Below are 16,666 nucleotides of genomic sequence, written 5' to 3'. Positions count from 1 at the left end.
TCATCTTGACCTGTTAACGTTCGGTAATGACCTGTGGCATTCTCCTTGTAACGCATCCTGGTGTTGGCGCTTCCCTGCTGGAAGTCGCCACCCGGCTGCTGCGGCACCTTCCGCTGAAAACGGAAGCATTTGAAGTACCGTTCGACGCAGACATGGACGCCCTGCTCCCGCTCGCCTCGGCCGCTTTGCGCCGGGTCGACAGTGGCGAGGGTGTGCTGATCCTGACCGACCTGTATGGCGCCAGCCCGAGCAATCTGGCAGCGCAGCTGGCCCGCCTGGGCACCCCGGCCCGCCGGGTCTCAGCGCTGAGCCTGCCGATGTTGTTGCGAGTGATGAATTATCCGGAACAGGGACTGGATCAACTGCCCGCCACTGCGGCGGCGGGCACTCGCAATGGAGCGATTGTCGACGATGCTTGAACGTGAACTCACCGTATCCAACCGCCTGGGACTGCATGCCCGCGCTACTGCCAAGCTGGTGCAGGAGCTGGCTCCGTTCCGCTGCAATGTGACCATGATTGCGCGCGGCCGCGAGATCAATGCCAAGAGCATCATGGGCGTGATGCTGCTGGCCGCCGGCCAGGGCACCCCGGTCACCGTGCGCATCGACGGCGAAGACGAAGCCGCCGCGATGGACGCCGTGGTGTCCCTGTTCGAGCGGCGCTTCGACGAGGACAACTGAGCATGCCCGGGCAGCCGTCGCGGACCGCTTCCGGCGCGCTGCTGCTGTCCGGCCATGGCGCGGCCCGCGGCCATGCCCTGGGCCGTGCCCGCGTGCGCCTGCCGCACGTGCTCGAGGTCGCCGAACAGCGCATTCCCGCGGCCCGGGTCGACGCCGAGCTGGTCCGCCTGCATGACGCGGTGGACGCGGCGCGGGTGGAAATGCACGAGCTGCGCCAGCGCCTGAAGGGGGCGCTGGACAAGGAAATGGGCGAGATCCTGGATCTGCACGCCCTGCTGCTGGACGACCCCGAGCTGCTGTACGGGCTGGATGAACTGATCCGCAGCGGCCCCTACAGCGCCGGCTACGCCCTGCGCGTGCAGCGCGACCGCCTGGCCAAGGTCTTCGATGGCATGGACGACGCCTACCTGAAGAGCCGCATGGACGACCTCGACCATGTGATCGGCCGCATCCACGCCTTCCTGCATCAGCGCCCGCCGGACGTGAAGGGCTTGGCCGGGGAGATCCTGGTCTGCGACAACATCGCGCCCTCCGAGCTGGCCCAGCTGCAGGCGCACGGCGTGGTCGGCATTGTCAGCGTCGGTGGCAGCGCGCTCTCGCACAGCGCCATTCTGGCCCGCAGCCTGCACCTGCCGCTGATCGTCAATGCGCCCGGCGCGCTGCAGAAGATCAACGACGGCGACGTGCTGATCATTGATGGCAGCATCGGCACGATCACCGTCAACCCGTTGGCCGGCGACCTGCGCGACTACCGCGCCCGCCTGCGCGAACAGGCGCGCGAACAGCGCGAACTGGGCCGGCTGCGGGCGAAGCCAAGCCGCACCCTGGACAAGGTCGACATCGCCCTGCTGGCCAATGCCGAATCGCTGGAAGACGTGACCGAGGCACATGCCCTGGGCGCGCACGGCCTGGGCCTGTACCGCACCGAATTCCTGTTCCTGCAGCGCGACGAGCTGCCCGACGAACAGGAACAGTTCGAAACCTACCGTGACGCGGCGCTGGGCATGAACGGCCGCCCGGTCACCATCCGCACCCTGGACCTGGGCGCGGACAAGGCCGACCGCACTGGCCTGACCCTGAGCAACGAGGACAACCCGGCACTTGGCCTGCGTGGCGTGCGCCTGTCACTGGCCCGGCCCAAGGTCGCCGATACCCAGTTGCGCGCGATCCTGCGTGCGTCGGCCTACGGAAAGCTGCGCATCCTGCTGCCGATGGTCAGCACCCGCGAGGAAGTGCTGGCGGTGCGTCGCCGGCTGCAGAAACAAGCGCAGTTGCTGCGCGCGGAAGGTCATGAAGTGGCCGAGCACATTCCGTTCGGCGCGATGATCGAAGTGCCGGCGGCGGCGATCGCGCTGGAGAGTTTCATCGACCTGGTCGATTTCCTGTCGGTCGGCACCAACGACCTGGTGCAGTACCTGCTGGCCGCCGACCGCAACAACGAAGCCGTGGGCGAGCTGTATTCCCCGCTGCACCCGGCCGTGCTGCGCCTGATCGCGCAGATTCTGCGCGTCGGGCACGAACATGACACGCCGGTGGCGGTGTGCGGTGAAATCGCAGGCGATCCGCGCATGACCCGCCTGCTGCTGGCGCTGGGTTTGAAGGAATTCAGCCTGCACCCTGGCACGTTGCTGGAAGTGCGCCGGGTGATCCGCGACAGCGACTGGGCGCAGCTGCAGGCGGCCGCGCCGAAGCTGCTGGCCGCGCGGGACAGGCGCGGCATCGAGCGTTGGATTGAAAGTGCCGGTCACGCGTAGATTCCGGTAGGTATCGACCGTTGGTCGATACCGCGAACCGGCCACATCCCGTCGCGCCCTGACACAAATCCAAGCGATAATGACGCGGTGACCACCCCTGTTGCCGCATCCTGTACGGGATAGCGGCCTTTTCTTTTTCCGCGGGAGCTGCGCATGGCCGAAGCCGTACGCCACGACAAGACGGCACGCCAGCTGCGGCTGTTGTCCGATGCATTGGACAGCGGGCGGCTTGGGCCCGTGCGCCGGCTGGTCAATACCCTGGCACCGGCCGAGATCGGCAACCTGCTGGAATCGCTGCCTCCCGGCAAGCGCGAAGTGGTGTGGGGGCTGGTTGACCCGGAAGACGACGGCGAAGTGCTGGTCCACGTCGGCGAGGAAGTGCGCGAAAGCCTGCTGGCCGACATGGACCCGGACGAAATCATCGCCGCGGTCGAAGACCTGGACATCGACGACCTGGCCGACCTGGTCGAGGACTTGCCGGACACCGTCATCGACGAAGTCCTGAAGTCGATGGACCGGGAGAACCGCGAGCGCCTGGAACAGGTGTTGTCCTACCCCGAGGATACCGCCGGCCGTTTGATGAACCCGGACGTGGTGACCGTGCGCGCCGACGTCAATGTGGACGTGGTGCTGCGCTACCTGCGCCTGCGTGGTGAACTGCCCGACCACACCGACCATCTGTTCGTGGTCAGCCGCCGCCATCAGTACCTGGGCCGCCTGTCGCTGGCCGCGCTGGTCACCCACGAGGACAACACCCCGATCAACCGGCTGATCGATGACGAGCAACCGGCCATCGACGTGGGCGAAAGTGCCGAGGAAGTGGCCCGCCAGTTCTCCGACCATGACTGGGTGTCCGCCCCGGTGGTGGACGACAACAACATCCTGCTCGGCCGCATCACCATCGATGACGTGGTGGACATCATCCGTGCGCAGGCCGAGCACCAGGCACTGGGCGCGGCCGGTCTGGACGAAGAAGAGGACCTGTTCTCGCCAATCAAGCGTGCCGTGCGCGGCCGCGTGGTCTGGCTGGGCATCAACCTGTGCACCGCGTTCCTCGCCGCCAGCGTGATCGGCCAGTTCGAACTCACCCTGCAGAAGGTGGTGGCGCTGGCCGTGCTGATGCCGATTGTGGCGGGCGTCGGCGGCAATGCCGCGGTGCAGGTGCTGACCCTGATGGTGCGTGGCATCGCGCTGGGCCAGGTCGGCCAGAGCAATGCACGCATCCTGCTGTGGAAGGAAATGCGGGTGGCGTTGATCAACGGCACCTTGATAGGCACCGTGGTCGGGCTGATCGCCTTCGTCTGGTTCCAGAGCATTCTGCTGTCGGTCGTGATCACGCTCGCGCTGATCATCAATTTCTGTGCGGCGGCGCTGGCTGGCGTGCTGCTGCCGCTGCTGCTCAAGCGCATGAATGTCGATCCGGCCGTGGCCGGCACCGTGGTGGTCACCGCGGTGACCGACGTGATGGGCTTCTTCAGCTTCCTCGGCCTGGCCACCCTCATTCTGCTGCACTGACTTCGGAACGCGCATGGCCGTCACTCTGGACAACTACTACACCCTTGGCTGGCGCGAGCAGGCGCATACCTGCGCGGCCTGCGAATGGCGGGGAACGGCGCGGGACATGGTGATGGAACTGCACGAGGACGAAACCGAGTTCGACTGCCCCGAGTGCGAGAACCCGATCCTGCTGGTGGTCCACCCCACGCTGGCCCAACTGCAGGCCGCCGCGGCTGAAGGACACCCTGAGGCCATCGAGCAGCTCGAGATTCTGGCCGCTGCGCCACGCCCGGACTGATGCGCTGCAAGATGCTCTGCCCTGCCCGGCGGACTAGACTGAAAACGATTTCAGTCGAGGATGCGGCATGGCACGACGTTCGATGGTCTGGCTGCTGTGCGCAGTGGCGCTGCTGATGCTGGCGGGCTGCGCACCAACACGTGAGGATCCAACGGGTCGTTTTGAAGCCCGCAGCGTGACGCTGGATGGGCGCAGCGTGCACTATCAGGTGTTCATCCCGCGCGGGGCCCACGCGCAGGCCGGGAGGCTTCCAGTAGTGCTGTTCCTGCACGGCTCGGGCGAGCGCGGCAGCAACAACCATGCCCAGACCGAGGCCGGCATCGGACCTTACCTTCGCCGCCACGCGGATACCTTCCCTGCGCTGGTGGTGCTGCCGCAGGTGCCGGATGACGAAGAGTGGTCGGGCGACAACAACCGTGCGGCGATTGCCGCCCTGGATGCGGTGATCACCGAATTCGGTGCCGACCCGGCGCGTCAGTACCTGACCGGCATGTCGATGGGCGGCTATGGCAGCTGGAACATCGCACTGGATGATCCGCAGCGCTTTGCCGCGATTGTGCCGGTATGCGGCGCGGTACTGGTGCCACGCGCGGTGCGCCCGACCCTGTTCGTCGAAGCCGTCGCACGCGAGGCCGACCCGTATGCGGTGATGGCGCAGCGGTTGAAGGACACGCCGATCTGGATGTTCCACGGCGCGCTGGATGATGTGGTGAAGCCGGATGATGATCGCCGCTTGAAGGCCGCGTTTGATGCAGCGGGCGCGAAGGATGTGCGATACACGGAGTATCCGCAGGGCAACCACAATGCGTGGGACGCCACGTATGCCGATGCACAGATGTGGGCATGGATGTTGGCGCAACGGCAGTAATTCGGCTTCAGAAAGGTCGTGTCTTACCGGTAGGTATCGACCGTTGGTCGATACTCCCCACACGCATCGACGGCCCTCCCGCCACGACCAACGGTCGTGGCCTACCGGTAGGTATCGACCGTTGGTCGATACCCCCCACACGCATCGACGGGCCTCCCGCCACGACCAACGGTCGTGGCCTACCGGTAGGTATCGACCGTTGGTCGATACCGGCATCATCCGACGCCAGGACAAGGCGCTCGCCGACATACTCGACATAGTCCGTTCTTCACCATAGAGGGATGAACAGCCCTCGCCTACGCATCGGCCGCGTGTCGATGCCCAACCATGCATACGAATTGACCATGGTGTGCGAACATCGCCGCGCCTGGTTTGACGACCCCGCCAATGCACGCGTCGTTACCGCGCTGTTTCCACTGTTGGATGCTCAAGGACTCAGCCATTCACTGGCCTGGGTGGTGATGCCGGATCACGTGCATTGGTTGTTCCAACTGGGTAATCGGCCACTGTCGTACGTGGCGCAACGGTTCAAATCCCGAAGTGCGCTGATGTTGAACCGCTTGCACCTGCGGAATGGCCGCGTCTGGCAGACCGGGTATTACGATCACTGCCTGAGGTCGGAGACCGCTCTACGTCGGCACGCGTTCTACGTCATGGAGAACCCGGTCCCGGGCGGACTTGCTGATCGAATCGGGCAATACCCGTATGCGTGGTGTCGATGGCCCTTGGAAGACGATCCGAGGTAGGTATCGACCGTTGGTCGATACATCACACACATCGCCACCCGTCCCGCCACGACCAACGGTCGTGGCCTACCGGTTCCCCACGGTAGGTATCGACCGTTGGTCGATACCACCCCCATCAACCCAGCAGCGTCTCCAGCACCGCCATGCGCACGGCGACGCCGTTGGCGACCTGGCGCAATACCCACGACTGCGGGCCGTCGGCGACTTCGTCGGTGACTTCCACGCCGCGGTTGATCGGACCGGGGTGCAGCACGGCGGCGTCCTGGCCGGCGCGCTTCAAGCGATCGGCGGTCAGGCCGTATTCGGCGTGGTATTGCTCGATCGATGGCACCAGGCCTTCTTCCATGCGCTCGCGCTGCAGGCGCAGCATCATCAGCGCATCCACGCCTTCCAGCATGGCGTCGAAGTCCTGGCCGACGATGCAGCCCTTCAAGGTCTCGTCGTCCGGCAGCAGCGACTGCGGGCCGCACACGCGGATCTCGCCGGCACCGAGCGTACGCAGCGCATGCAGGTCGGTGCGGGCCACGCGCGAGTGCTTCACGTCGCCGACAATCAACACCTTCATCTTCGAGAAATCCGCGCCCTTGGCCTGACGCAGGGTCAGCATGTCGAGCAGGCCCTGGGTGGGGTGCGAGCTGCGACCGTCACCGGCATTGATCAGCGCGGTGCCCTCGCCTGCCGCTTGCGACAGCGCGGCCACGGCACCGTCATCGGGGTGACGAACGATGAAGCCGCGCACGCCCATCGCTTCCAGATTCTTCAAGGTGTCGCAGGCAGTTTCGCCCTTGCGCGTGGACGAGGTGGACGCGTCGAAGTTCAGCACGTCCGCGCCCAGCCGCTGCGCGGCCAACTGGAACGAGCTGCGGGTGCGGGTGGAGGGCTCGAAGAACAGCGTGCACACCGCCGAACCGGCCAGTACCTGGCGCTTGTTGCCGACACGCCCCACCGCGGCATCGCGGATCTGGCCGGCACGGTCCAACAGCTGCAACAGGGTTTCGCGGGGCAGACCTTCCAGGGTCAGCAGGTGGCGCAGGCGTCCATCGGAATCGAGTTGCGTGGCGGTCATGGCAGGATCTGAGGGGTCAGGAAACAGGGGTTGCGTCATCCGGCGCGGACAACCAGCGCTCGATGATGACGGCGGCGGCAACCGCGTCCAGGGTCGCAGCGTCACGACGACGCTTGCGCCCCTCGGCACGCTCCACCGCAAATCGGCGCGCGGCTTCGACCGAGCTGGAACGCTCGTCGACCAGCACCACCGGCAGCTTGAAACGTTCACGCAGCTGGCGGGCAAAGCCCTGCGCGCGCTTGCGGTTGGGCTGGTCCTGACCATCCAGGGTGAGCGGGTCGCCCACCACCAGGCCATCGGGCCGCCATTCTTTGATCAGGCGTTCCACCGCGCCCCAGTCCGGACCATTGCCATGCACGTCGACCACCGCGATGGCGCGGGCGTGGGTACCAAACGAACTGCCGATGGCAACCCCGATGCGGCGCGAGCCGACGTCAAAGCCCAGCACCGTACCGTCACGGCGGATGCTGGCCGGCTCAGACATGGCCGCTGTACCCGGTGTGGTGGAACAGGTCCACGCCCAGACGCGCCGCCGCGCCCTGCCAGCGTTCATCCAGCGGCGTGCTGAACAGCAGATCGGCATCGGCCGGCACCGCCAGCCAGCTGTTTTCAGCCAGCTCGTTTTCCAGCTGACCCGAGCTCCAGCCAGCGCAGCCCAGGGTGACCAGCGCGTTGCGCGGGCCCTCGCCACGGGCCATGGCTTCCAGAATGTCGCGCGAGGTGGTCAGGAACAGGCCTTCGCCGACAGCCAGGCATGCATCCCACTCACGCGGGTCATCGTGGATGACGAAGCCACGCTCCGGGTGCACGGGCCCGCCATTGAGCACCGGCTGGTCGCGCAATGCCGCGTTGTCGGTGCTGATTTCCATCTGTGCCAGCACTTCGCCCAAGGTGTACTCGGAGGGCTGGTTGACCAGCACACCCATGGCCCCGGCTTCGTCATGCTGGCAGATGAGTGCCACGCTACGCGCAAACGTGGGGTCGGTCAGCGACGGCAGCGCTACCAGCAGGTGATCGGCAAGGGACGTGGGCAGCTGTGACATGGCTCCATTCTAACCGCAGGGCTCCAGACAGGGGCGTGAGTCGTCGGCTAGGATGCTCCCACACCCGCATGGACGCTGATCGTGAACGACGCCACGCCCCCCGCCCTGCCCCTCGCTTCACGTGCCGCCATCGTGCTGATCGCGCTGCTGCAGGGCCTGGCCCTGTATGCGGTGTTTGCGCTGGACGAAAGCGCCCCGTTCAACGACATCGCCCACCGCTGCCGCTGGATGGCGTGGGTGCTGACCGTACCCACCGCGATGGCGCTGACCCTGGTGAACCTGCGCGACCGTCGCATGTGGCTGCATGTGGCGGTGGGCTCGATTGTGGTGCTGCTGCTGGCCAGCTGGATCGGCTGGAATGTCGGTGGCGACGCGACCGGGATGGAGCCCAGTGGGCTGCTGGGGCCTTTCTCGATCTGCATGGCGGCCGCCACCTTCATCATCCTGCCCTACTGGCAGTACCGGCTGCAGCACGGGCACTGGCGCGCGCCTTACCCGGCCCTGTTTGAACTCGCCTGGCAGAACGCCCTCACCCTGGCCCTGGCGGCACTCTTCACCGGGCTGACCTGGATGCTGCTGGGCATGGGCGCAGGCCTGTTTCTGGTGGTGAACATCGACCTGTTCCAGCGGATCCTGACTGATCCGGCGGGTATCGCGGTGGTCACCGGCACCCTGATGGGCTTCGGCGTGCTGATCGGTCGCACCCAGCACCGCGCCATCCAGGTGATCCGGCTGGTGCTGTTCGCGCTGTGTCGTGGCCTGCTGCCGCTGCTGTCGCTGATGGCGGTCGTGTTCCTGCTCATCCTGCCCTTCACCGGCCTGGCCTCGCTCTGGACCACGCCCTCGGCAGCCAGCCTGCTGATCTGGGTGTCGCTGCTGCTGGTGGTATTCACCAATGCGGTCTATCAGCATCACGTCGGCCAGTCGACCTACCCGCGCTGGCTGCGGCACCTGGTCGATGCCAGCCTGCTGGTGCTGCCCATCTATGCCGGCCTGGCGTTGTATGCGATGTACCTGCGGATCGCGCAGTACGGCTGGACGCTGGAGCGCTTCTGGGGCGTGGTGGTGGTGGTGCTGGTGAGCGGCTATGCGGTGGGCTACGCCCTGGCCGTGCTGCGCCGCCGGGGCCGCTGGCTGGAGGGCATCGAAACCGCCAACCGCTGGATGTGCTGGACCGTACTGGCCACCGCATTGCTGGCCAGTTCGCCGGTGCTGGATGGCACCCGGATCAGCGTGGCCAGCCAGGTGGCGCGACTCCAGTCCGACCCGGCCATGCTGGACAGCAAGGAGCTGATACCCCTGCGCTTCAAGATGGGACGGCGCGGCGTCGAGGCACTCCGCGAACTCCGGCAGGACCCGCAGGTGTCTCGCGATGCCCGTGCGGTCGACGCCATCAACAAGGTGCTGGCACGCGAAACGCGCTGGAGTGACGATCAGCCCGGGAAACCCGCCGATAACACGCTGCGTGATGTGGCCACATTGCAGCGCCAGCTGAGCGTGGCCAAGGGGCTGCCGACACCGTCCCCGGACTGGTGGACCGCCGTGGTCGAGGGCAAGCTCCGTTCGGCCGACTGCCTGCGGGTGGGCCAGGAATGCGTGGTGCTGGTACGCGACCTGGACGGTGACGGCAACGACGATCTGCTGCTGTGCGAGCTCACCGGCTATGTCGGCGCGCACTGCGTGCTGCACGTCCGCGAGAACGGCCAGTGGCGCAACGAAGCAGCGGTGAATTTCCTGGGCCAGTATGGGCGTGGTCATTCGGCCGACGAGGGCAATGCCGCCCTGCGCGCGGGCCAGCTGGAGATACACGATCAACGCTGGCCGCGCCTGGCCCTGCCGCATGGCAAACCCGTGAGCGTGGATGTGATCGTTCCCGAGGAGACCGCGCCATGACGCATGCCATGAATGACACCTCGCTTCCCGCCCTGCCGCTGTCCTCGCGCAGCACCATCGTGCTGATCGCGCTGCTGCAGGGACTGGCGCTGTATGCCGTGCAGCAGGCCGGCGAAGGCTGGCCGTTCCAGGACATCGCCAGCCGCTACCGCTGGTACACCTGGGTGCTGACCATTCCCACCGCCATTGCGCTGACGCTGGTGGATCTGCGCGACCGCCGGCTGTGGCTGCATGCGGCGATCGGCTCAGCGGTGGTGCTGGCGCTGGCCAGCTGGATTGGCTGGAATCTGGGCGGAGGTGCCACTGGCCTGGTGGATGGCCCACTGCACTGGCCGTTCTCTCTCAGCATGGCCATCGCGGTGTTCGTCACCTTGCCGTGGTGGCAGTTCCGCCTGCAGCACGGCCATTGGCATGCCACCTATGACGCCTTGTTTGAACGTGCCTGGCAGAACGGGCTGACCCTCGCGCTGGCGCTGGCCTTTACCGGCCTGACCTGGATGCTGCTGTGGCTGTGGTCAGAGCTGTTCCAGCTGGTGGATATCAATTTCTTCCGCGACCTGTTCCGCGAAGAAGCGTTCATCGCCCTGGCCACCGGCTGCCTGTTCGGCTTCGGCGTGCTGATTGGCCGCACCCAGCACCGCGCCATCCAGGTGACCCGGCAGGTGTTGTTCGCGATCTGCCGCGGCCTATTGCCGCTGCTGTCGTTCATTGCCGTGTTGTTCGTGCTGAGCCTGCCTTTTGCCGGGCTGGACGCGCTGTGGAAGACCCGTTCGGCGACCTGGTTGCTGGTGATCGTGTCGCTGCTGTTGGTGGCATTCACCAATGCGGTGTACCAGCACGACAGCGAGCGCGCGGCGTATCCGATGTGGTTGCGCCGGCTGGTGGATGCCAGCCTGCTGGCACTTCCGGTGTATGCGGGGCTTGCACTGTATGCGATGGGGCTGCGCATTGCCCAGTACGGCTGGACGCTGGAGCGCTTCTGGGGTGCGCTGGTGGTACTGACCGTGTGTGGCTATGCGGTGGGCTACGCGCTTTCGGTGCTGCGTCGTCGCGGCCGCTGGCTGCAGCCGATTGAACGGGTGAACCGGTGGATGTGCTGGGGGGTGCTGGGCGTGGCGCTGCTGGCCAACTCGCCATTGCTGGATGGGGTGCGGATCAGCATTGCCAGCCAGGTGGCGAGGCTGAAGCACGACCCCGCTGTGATCAATGCCAACGATGCCCTCGCCCTGCGCTTCGAGCTGGGCCGGCGTGGCGTGGATGCGCTGCGCGCGCTGCAGCAGGATCCAGTACTGGGCAAGGACGCACGTGCAGTCAGCGTGATCAAGGATGCGCTGGCACGCGAGACGCGCTGGAGCGACGGTGCCCTGCTGGATGACGGGCTGCGTGACCCTGCTGCGCTGCAGCGGCATGTGGCGTTGGTGAAGGGAGCCCCGGCTCCGGATGCGGACTGGTGGGCAGCCGTGCTCGATCGATCACTGGCTGACAGCCAGTGCCTGGACGTGGATGAACGTTGCGTGGCGCTGCGCCGCGACCTTGACGGTGACGGCAGCGACGAGATGCTGCTGTGTCGCCTGGAGAAGCAGGTTGGGCCGTTCTGCCAACTGCATGTGCGCATGGACGGGAAGTGGCAGAACGCGGGTACGCTCACGTTCTACGGGCATGCGAACCGGGCAGCGGCGGACGCGGCCAACGCGGCACTGATGGCAGGCGAACTGCAACTGCAGCGCCCACGCTGGCCGCAGGTTTCCCTGGCCGGCAGCCTTCCACAAAGCGTGGATGAACCTCCGCGCAAAAAGGACACACCATGAGCGGCTACTGCAGCATTGCCCCGGGCCATCCGGTCCACGGCCATTACCACGACCACGAGTACGGCTTTCCGCAGCGCGACGAGCGTGAGCTGTTCGAACGCCTGATCCTGGAGATCAACCAGGCCGGGTTGAGCTGGGAAACCATCCTGAAGAAGCGCGAGGGTTTCCGGAAGGCGTACAGCCAGTTCGACGTGGACGCCGTGGCGGCGTATGGGGAACGTGACGTCGAGCGGCTGTTGAACGACGCCGGCATCATCCGCAACCGGCTGAAAGTGCACGCGGCCGTTCACAACGCGCAGGTGATCCAGCAACTGCGGTCCAGCCATGGCTCATTCGCGCAGTGGCTGGACGCCCATCACCCGCGCAGCAAGGCCGACTGGGTGAAGCTGTTCAAGAAGACGTTCCGGTTTACCGGTGGCGAGATCACCGGTGAGTTTCTGATGAGCCTGGGCTATCTGCCCGGGGCGCATGCCAAGAGCTGTCCGGTGTACAAGCGGTTGCAGGAGATGCGTCACGACCAACGGTCGTGACCTACCGGCATTTCCGGTAGGCGGCCACCGTTGGTGGTCGCCCGCGCGGGCTCAAACGCCCATGTACCGCCCGGGGCGGTGGTTGAACATCAGCACCAGGCTGAGCACCACCGCGCCGATGGCCGAATACATCACCTGCATCGGCGACAGCACGAAGAACGCCGCGCACATCAGCAGCGTGTCGAACGACATCTGCACCTTGCCGGCACTCCAGCCGCGCGTGCGCTGCAGGTACACCGCCAGGATGCCGATGCCACCCAGGCTGGCACGGTGGCGGATGAAGAACAGAATGCCGAGACCGGATAATGCTCCGCCCACCAGCGCCGAGTACAACGGAGCCATGTGCGAGAAGTCGGCAAAGCGCGGCAGCACATCAGTCAGTACGCCACAGGCGGTGACCGCCGCAAACGTCTTCAGGGTGAACTCCCAGCCCATGCGCCGCACCGCCACCCAGTAGAACGGCAGGTTCACCAGCACGAACACCAGGCCGAAGTTCCAGCCGGCCGCGTAGTGCAGCAGGAAGGCCAGACCGGCCATACCGCCGATCATCAGCCCGCCCTTGGCGAAGATCGCCAGCCCCAGCGACGCCACCAGCGTGGCCAGCACCATGCCCTGCACGTCCTCCGCCGTGGAATGGCGCAGTGCTTTTTCGTCGGCAACGGTACCGGCGCTGTCGGGCGGCGGGGTCAACGGCCCGGCAGTGACCAGGTGGCCGTCAGCGTCTTCGCACGGCGCGGGGCCATGGGATTGGAGGGACATGGGTGGGGGTACCGCTCGTGGGGAGACGTATTAGACACGATCGGCGTTACAGTTGCAGGTGAAATTGATTCACCTGGCAATGAAATTCCGCCTGCGCCGGGCAGCGGCGCGCCCGGCATTCAGGTTCAGGGGTCCATCACGGAGGGTGCCCCTACGGGCTGGTCAGGCATCTCGGGCTCCGACTCCGGTATCTGGCTGAACGCCCAGCCCAGCCCGGCCATCAGCGCCAGCGCCAGCACACCCAGTTCAATCGTCTGGTAGGCCGTGCCGAAGGCAGACGCACCGCCCATCGGGCGTCGGGTGCGGTGCCACACCTGCCAGCCGCCCAGCACTACGTAGCCCAGCAGGACCGCAAGCAGCGCCAGCCTGGCCCAGGTCTCGCCGTACATCGAGCCCACTGTGCGCTCCGCGGCGAAGGCCAAGGCGACCGCGCCCATGCGGATAAGGAAGAAGTACGCCAACCCGGTCGGTGCCCCGACCGCTGCGCTGACGCTGGACGCGCCCTGCGGGTCGCGCGCGGCGGCAAGTTCCTCCAGCCGCTGCGACTCCACGCCGCGTGCCTGCAGTTCCTCGGCCAACAGGGCTTCGGCCCAGTCCATGCGCTCCTGGCCCTGCCACAGCGCCAGCAACGCGTCGGTGTCCATGCCCGCGTAGCGGGTTTTCAGTGCGGCTTCCTGCGTCATTCACGGCCCCCTTGGCGTGGCAGATACAACACGGGCGCGGCGGTATGGCACCGCACGCGCCCGGAAACGACCAACGATGTTGGCCTCAGCGGACTTCGGAAATCTCCACGCCGTCCAGACCCTGCGACAGGGTTCGGGCGTCGCCGCCCTGCGACAGCTTGATGCGCAGGCGCACTTCGTTCTGCGAGTCGGCGTAGCGCAGTGCATCCTCGTAGCTGATCTCGCCGGCCTGGTACAGCTCGAACAGGCTTTGATCGAAGGTCCTCATGCCCAGCTGGACCGATTCCTTCATCACTTCCTTCAGCTTGTGGATCTCGCCGTCGCGGATGTAGTCCTGCACCAGCGGCGTGCCGAGCATGATTTCCATCGCCACGCGACGCGACTTGCCGTCCGGCGACGGAATCAGCTGCTGTGCGACCACGCCCTTCAGGTTCAGCGAAAGGTCCATCAGCAGCTGCCCGCGGCGGTCTTCCGGGAAGAAGTTGATGATGCGGTCCATCGCCTGGTTGGCGTTGTTGGCGTGCAGGGTGCACAGCACCAGGTGGCCGGTTTCGGCGAACGCGATGGCGTGGTCCATGCCCTCGCGGGTACGCACTTCGCCGATCATGATCACGTCCGGGGCCTGGCGCAGGGTGTTCTTCAGCGCCGCTTCCCAGCTGTCGGTGTCGATGCCCACTTCGCGCTGGGTGATGATGCAGCCTTCGTGCTTGTGCACGAATTCGATCGGGTCTTCGATGGTGATGATGTGCCCGGTCGAATTGAGGTTGCGGTAGCCGATCATCGCCGCCAGCGAGGTGGACTTACCGGTACCGGTGGCACCCACGAACAGGATGATGCCGCGCTTGGTCATCGCCAGCGTCTTGATGATCGGCGGCAGGCTCAGTTCTTCCACGGTGGGAATGCGCGTCTCGATGCGACGCAGCACCATGCCGACCTGGTTGCGCTGGTAGAAACAGCTGACGCGGAAGCGCCCGACGCCGGACAGGCCGATGGCGAAGTTGCACTCGTGGGTCTTCTCGAACTCCTCGCGCTGCGCGGGCGTCATCACGTTCAGCACCAGGTCGCGGCTCTGCTGCGGCGTGAGCGGCGTCTGGGTGATGGGCGAGATCTTGCCGTTCACCTTGATCGCCGGCGGCATGCCGGCGGTGATGAACAGATCCGACGCCTTCTGATGCGCCATCAGTTTGAGGAACGAGGTGAAGTCGATGGTAGTGCCAGTGGTATTCATCGCTATGTGCCCCGGTTATTCGAAAATGCGCTTGTCTTTGGCGTATTCCTTGGCCTGGTTGCGCGTGATCAGGCTGCGCTTCACCAGGTCCTGCAGGTGCTGGTCGAGCGTCATCATGCCCATCTGCTGGCCGGTCTGGATCGCCGAGTACATCTGCGCGACCTTGTCCTCACGGATCAGGTTGCGGATAGCCGGGGTGCCCACCATGATTTCCCACGCCGCCGTACGCCCGCCGCCGACTTTCTTCAGCAGCGCCTGCGAGATCACCGCACGCAGTGATTCGGACAGCATTGAGCGCACCATCGGCTTTTCGCCGGCCGGGAACACGTCGATGATACGGTCGATGGTCTTGGCCGCCGAGCTGGTGTGCAGGGTGCCGAACACCAGGTGGCCGGTTTCCGCCGCGGTCAGCGCCAGGCGGATGGTTTCCAGGTCGCGAAGTTCGCCGACCAGGATGATGTCCGGATCTTCACGCAGTGCCGAACGCAGCGCTTCGTTGAAGCCGTGCGTGTCGCGGTGCACTTCGCGCTGGTTGATCAGGCACTTCTGCGAGGTGTGCACGAATTCGATCGGGTCCTCGACGGTGAGGATGTGACCGTATTCGTTCTTGTTGATGTGGTCGATCATCGCCGCCAGCGTGGTCGACTTGCCCGAACCGGTCGGGCCGGTCACCAGGATCAGGCCCTGCGGCTGGTCAATCAGCTCACGGAAGATCGGCGGCGTGTTCAGGTCTTCCAGGGTCAACACTTCCGAGGGAATGGTACGGAACACCGCACCCGCACCCCGGTTCTGGTTGAACGCGTTGACGCGGAAACGCGCCAGGCTGGGAATTTCGAACGAAAAGTCGACTTCGAGGAATTCCTCGTAGTCGCGACGTTGCTTGTCCGACATGATGTCGTACACCAGCGCGTGGACCTGCTTGTGGTCCAAGGCCGGAATGTTGATGCGGCGGACGTCACCGTCCACACGGATCATCGGCGGCAGGCCTGCAGACAGGTGCAGGTCCGACGCCTTGTTCTTCACGGAAAACGCCAACAGTTCGGCGATATCCATACGCTGCTACTCCCCATAGACTGCTGCGACTGGAAGGATCTTTCCCCGGTCGGCAGTATAGCCTTCCTGAACTACCGGAAAGCCATCGTGTCCGCCCTGCCCCTCTCGACCCTTCTGCTGAACCTGCACAACGCGGCATCGGCCGCCGGGCGGCCAGATCCCTTGCTGCTGGCGGTTTCCAAGACCCAGCCGGCCTCGGCCGTGGCCGCCCTGGCCGCGCAGGGACAGCGCGCGTTCGGCGAAAACTACGTGCAGGAGGCCGTGGCCAAGATTGAGCAACTGGTCACACTCGGGCTGGAATGGCACCTGATCGGGCATCTGCAGTCGAACAAGGCCGAACTGGCCGCGCGCAACTTCGATTGGGTGCAGAGCGTGGACCGGGCCAAGCTGGTGGCGGCGCTGGCCGCGCACCGGCCGGCTGATCGCGACGCGCTGAACGTGCTGATCCAGGTCAACATCGACGATGAAGGCAGCAAGCATGGCTGCACGCCGGAGCAGGTGCCGGCGCTGGCGGCGCTGATCGCCGAACAGCCGCGCCTGCGCCTGCGTGGGCTGATGGCCATTCCTGCGCCTTGGCCAGAGGCGGAGCGCCGGGTGCAGGCGTTCGAGCGCATGCGCGGGTTGTTTGACGCGTTGGCTGTGCGGTACCCGCAGGTTGATACCCTGTCCATGGGTATGAGTGCTGATTATGCGGAGGCCATTGCCCATGGGGCGACGATGGTGCGGGTGGGGTCGGCCTTGTTTGGTGCGCGGCATTGA

Annotated in this window: 18 protein-coding genes; 11 read left to right on the top strand and 7 right to left on the bottom strand. The window is 65.7% G+C overall.

The annotated features are described in order from the left end of the window. The first annotated feature begins 26 nt into the window (after positions 1–26). From PDM29_RS12355 to PDM29_RS12325, 7 genes are all read left to right on the top strand, one after another. On the top strand, positions 27–419 hold the full coding sequence (locus tag PDM29_RS12355) for a PTS sugar transporter subunit IIA (protein ID WP_125361643.1): 393 nt from the start codon (positions 27–29) through the stop codon (positions 417–419). Further along, on the top strand, positions 412–681 hold the full coding sequence (locus PDM29_RS12350) for an HPr family phosphocarrier protein (protein ID WP_125361644.1): 270 nt from the start codon (positions 412–414) through the stop codon (positions 679–681). Before PDM29_RS12355 ends, PDM29_RS12350 begins: the two co-directional genes overlap by 8 nt. 2 nt (positions 682–683) lie before the next feature. Beyond that, positions 684–2,435, top strand: a complete 1,752-nt coding sequence (ptsP, locus tag PDM29_RS12345) for a phosphoenolpyruvate--protein phosphotransferase (RefSeq protein WP_311190415.1) — start codon at positions 684–686, stop codon at positions 2,433–2,435. Between the two features lie 153 nt (positions 2,436–2,588). Further along, on the top strand, positions 2,589–3,950 hold the full coding sequence (gene mgtE, locus PDM29_RS12340; protein WP_282298577.1) for a magnesium transporter: 1,362 nt from the start codon (positions 2,589–2,591) through the stop codon (positions 3,948–3,950). Positions 3,951–3,963: 13 nt separating this feature from the next. Next, complete coding sequence (locus PDM29_RS12335) at positions 3,964–4,230, top strand: hypothetical protein (protein WP_311190414.1); 267 nt, start codon at positions 3,964–3,966, stop codon at positions 4,228–4,230. Positions 4,231–4,297: 67 nt separating this feature from the next. After that, positions 4,298–5,098: a carboxylesterase family protein gene (locus PDM29_RS12330; RefSeq protein WP_311190413.1), complete on the top strand. Its 801-nt coding sequence runs from the start codon at positions 4,298–4,300 to the stop codon at positions 5,096–5,098. A gap of 281 nt (positions 5,099–5,379) precedes the next feature. Further along, positions 5,380–5,844: an REP-associated tyrosine transposase gene (locus tag PDM29_RS12325; RefSeq protein ID WP_311190412.1), complete on the top strand. Its 465-nt coding sequence runs from the start codon at positions 5,380–5,382 to the stop codon at positions 5,842–5,844. 115 nt (positions 5,845–5,959) lie between these two features. On the opposite strand, the gene PDM29_RS12320 is transcribed toward PDM29_RS12325, so the two are convergent. Genes PDM29_RS12320 through PDM29_RS12310 form a run of 3 tightly spaced genes read right to left on the bottom strand, consistent with a single transcriptional unit; the run spans position 5,960 to position 7,953 of the window. After that, positions 5,960–6,910, bottom strand: coding sequence for an aspartate carbamoyltransferase catalytic subunit (locus tag PDM29_RS12320; protein ID WP_311190411.1), 951 nt, complete (start codon positions 6,908–6,910; stop codon positions 5,960–5,962). 16 nt (positions 6,911–6,926) lie between these two features. After that, positions 6,927–7,394 (bottom strand): Holliday junction resolvase RuvX, encoded by a 468-nt coding sequence (gene ruvX, locus PDM29_RS12315; protein ID WP_282298440.1) that lies wholly within the window; start codon positions 7,392–7,394, stop codon positions 6,927–6,929. Further along, a complete protein-coding gene (locus PDM29_RS12310; protein ID WP_311190410.1) occupies positions 7,387–7,953 on the bottom strand; it encodes a YqgE/AlgH family protein in 567 nt (188 codons plus the stop codon). Before PDM29_RS12310 ends, ruvX begins: the two co-directional genes overlap by 8 nt. Before the next feature lie 81 nt (positions 7,954–8,034). Between PDM29_RS12310 and PDM29_RS12305 the strand changes: the two genes are divergently transcribed. Genes PDM29_RS12305 through PDM29_RS12295 form a run of 3 tightly spaced genes read left to right on the top strand, consistent with a single transcriptional unit; the run spans position 8,035 to position 12,184 of the window. Further along, the gene (locus tag PDM29_RS12305) at positions 8,035–9,846 is read left to right on the top strand and encodes a DUF4153 domain-containing protein (protein WP_311190409.1); all 1,812 of its coding nucleotides are present in this window, start codon (positions 8,035–8,037) and stop codon (positions 9,844–9,846) included. A gap of 8 nt (positions 9,847–9,854) precedes the next feature. Beyond that, positions 9,855–11,654 (top strand): DUF4153 domain-containing protein, encoded by a 1,800-nt coding sequence (locus tag PDM29_RS12300; RefSeq protein WP_311190408.1) that lies wholly within the window; start codon positions 9,855–9,857, stop codon positions 11,652–11,654. Beyond that, positions 11,651–12,184, top strand: a complete 534-nt coding sequence (locus PDM29_RS12295) for a DNA-3-methyladenine glycosylase I (RefSeq protein WP_311190407.1) — start codon at positions 11,651–11,653, stop codon at positions 12,182–12,184. Before PDM29_RS12300 ends, PDM29_RS12295 begins: the two co-directional genes overlap by 4 nt. 51 nt (positions 12,185–12,235) lie before the next feature. Here PDM29_RS12295 and PDM29_RS12290 read toward each other — a convergent pair whose 3' ends face one another. The 4 genes from PDM29_RS12290 to PDM29_RS12275 all read right to left on the bottom strand — a co-directional run bounded on the left by PDM29_RS12290 (position 12,236) and on the right by PDM29_RS12275 (position 15,907). Next, positions 12,236–12,943 carry a YitT family protein gene (locus tag PDM29_RS12290; RefSeq protein WP_311190406.1) on the bottom strand — a complete coding sequence of 236 codons (708 nt, stop codon included), beginning with the start codon at positions 12,941–12,943 and terminating at the stop codon, positions 12,236–12,238. A gap of 125 nt (positions 12,944–13,068) precedes the next feature. Then, positions 13,069–13,626 (bottom strand): hypothetical protein, encoded by a 558-nt coding sequence (locus tag PDM29_RS12285; protein ID WP_311190405.1) that lies wholly within the window; start codon positions 13,624–13,626, stop codon positions 13,069–13,071. An 85-nt stretch (positions 13,627–13,711) separates the two neighbouring features. Beyond that, entirely contained in the window at positions 13,712–14,854 is a 1,143-nt protein-coding gene (locus PDM29_RS12280; protein ID WP_311190404.1) for a PilT/PilU family type 4a pilus ATPase, read from the bottom strand. A 15-nt stretch (positions 14,855–14,869) separates the two neighbouring features. Next, positions 14,870–15,907: a type IV pilus twitching motility protein PilT gene (locus PDM29_RS12275; protein ID WP_311190403.1), complete on the bottom strand. Its 1,038-nt coding sequence runs from the start codon at positions 15,905–15,907 to the stop codon at positions 14,870–14,872. 87 nt (positions 15,908–15,994) lie between these two features. Between PDM29_RS12275 and PDM29_RS12270 the strand changes: the two genes are divergently transcribed. Beyond that, on the top strand, positions 15,995–16,666 hold the full coding sequence (locus PDM29_RS12270) for a YggS family pyridoxal phosphate-dependent enzyme (protein WP_311190402.1): 672 nt from the start codon (positions 15,995–15,997) through the stop codon (positions 16,664–16,666).

Source organism: Stenotrophomonas oahuensis (assembly GCF_031834595.1).
GTDB lineage: Bacteria > Pseudomonadota > Gammaproteobacteria > Xanthomonadales > Xanthomonadaceae > Stenotrophomonas > Stenotrophomonas oahuensis.
Note: the sequence above shows the minus strand (reverse complement) of the source record. Positions and strands in the feature narration are given on the sequence as shown.

Excerpts from the sequence above, each read along its gene's own strand:
- PDM29_RS12350 (WP_125361644.1), top strand. The coding sequence starts at position 412 with ATGCTTGAACGTGAACTCACCGTATCCAACCGCCTGGGACTGCATGCC.
- ptsP (WP_311190415.1), top strand. The coding sequence starts at position 684 with ATGCCCGGGCAGCCGTCGCGGACCGCTTCCGGCGCGCTGCTGCTGTCC.
- PDM29_RS12290 (WP_311190406.1), bottom strand. The coding sequence starts at position 12,943 with ATGTCCCTCCAATCCCATGGCCCCGCGCCGTGCGAAGACGCTGACGGC.
- PDM29_RS12300 (WP_311190408.1), top strand. The coding sequence starts at position 9,855 with ATGAATGACACCTCGCTTCCCGCCCTGCCGCTGTCCTCGCGCAGCACC.
- PDM29_RS12355 (WP_125361643.1), top strand. The coding sequence starts at position 27 with ATGACCTGTGGCATTCTCCTTGTAACGCATCCTGGTGTTGGCGCTTCC.
- ruvX (WP_282298440.1), bottom strand. The coding sequence starts at position 7,394 with ATGTCTGAGCCGGCCAGCATCCGCCGTGACGGTACGGTGCTGGGCTTT.
- PDM29_RS12275 (WP_311190403.1), bottom strand. The coding sequence starts at position 15,907 with ATGGATATCGCCGAACTGTTGGCGTTTTCCGTGAAGAACAAGGCGTCG.
- PDM29_RS12285 (WP_311190405.1), bottom strand. The coding sequence starts at position 13,626 with ATGACGCAGGAAGCCGCACTGAAAACCCGCTACGCGGGCATGGACACC.
- PDM29_RS12330 (WP_311190413.1), top strand. The coding sequence starts at position 4,298 with ATGGCACGACGTTCGATGGTCTGGCTGCTGTGCGCAGTGGCGCTGCTG.
- PDM29_RS12325 (WP_311190412.1), top strand. The coding sequence starts at position 5,380 with ATGAACAGCCCTCGCCTACGCATCGGCCGCGTGTCGATGCCCAACCAT.
- PDM29_RS12295 (WP_311190407.1), top strand. The coding sequence starts at position 11,651 with ATGAGCGGCTACTGCAGCATTGCCCCGGGCCATCCGGTCCACGGCCAT.
- PDM29_RS12280 (WP_311190404.1), bottom strand. The coding sequence starts at position 14,854 with ATGAATACCACTGGCACTACCATCGACTTCACCTCGTTCCTCAAACTG.
- PDM29_RS12310 (WP_311190410.1), bottom strand. The coding sequence starts at position 7,953 with ATGTCACAGCTGCCCACGTCCCTTGCCGATCACCTGCTGGTAGCGCTG.
- PDM29_RS12335 (WP_311190414.1), top strand. The coding sequence starts at position 3,964 with ATGGCCGTCACTCTGGACAACTACTACACCCTTGGCTGGCGCGAGCAG.
- PDM29_RS12320 (WP_311190411.1), bottom strand. The coding sequence starts at position 6,910 with ATGACCGCCACGCAACTCGATTCCGATGGACGCCTGCGCCACCTGCTG.
- mgtE (WP_282298577.1), top strand. The coding sequence starts at position 2,589 with ATGGCCGAAGCCGTACGCCACGACAAGACGGCACGCCAGCTGCGGCTG.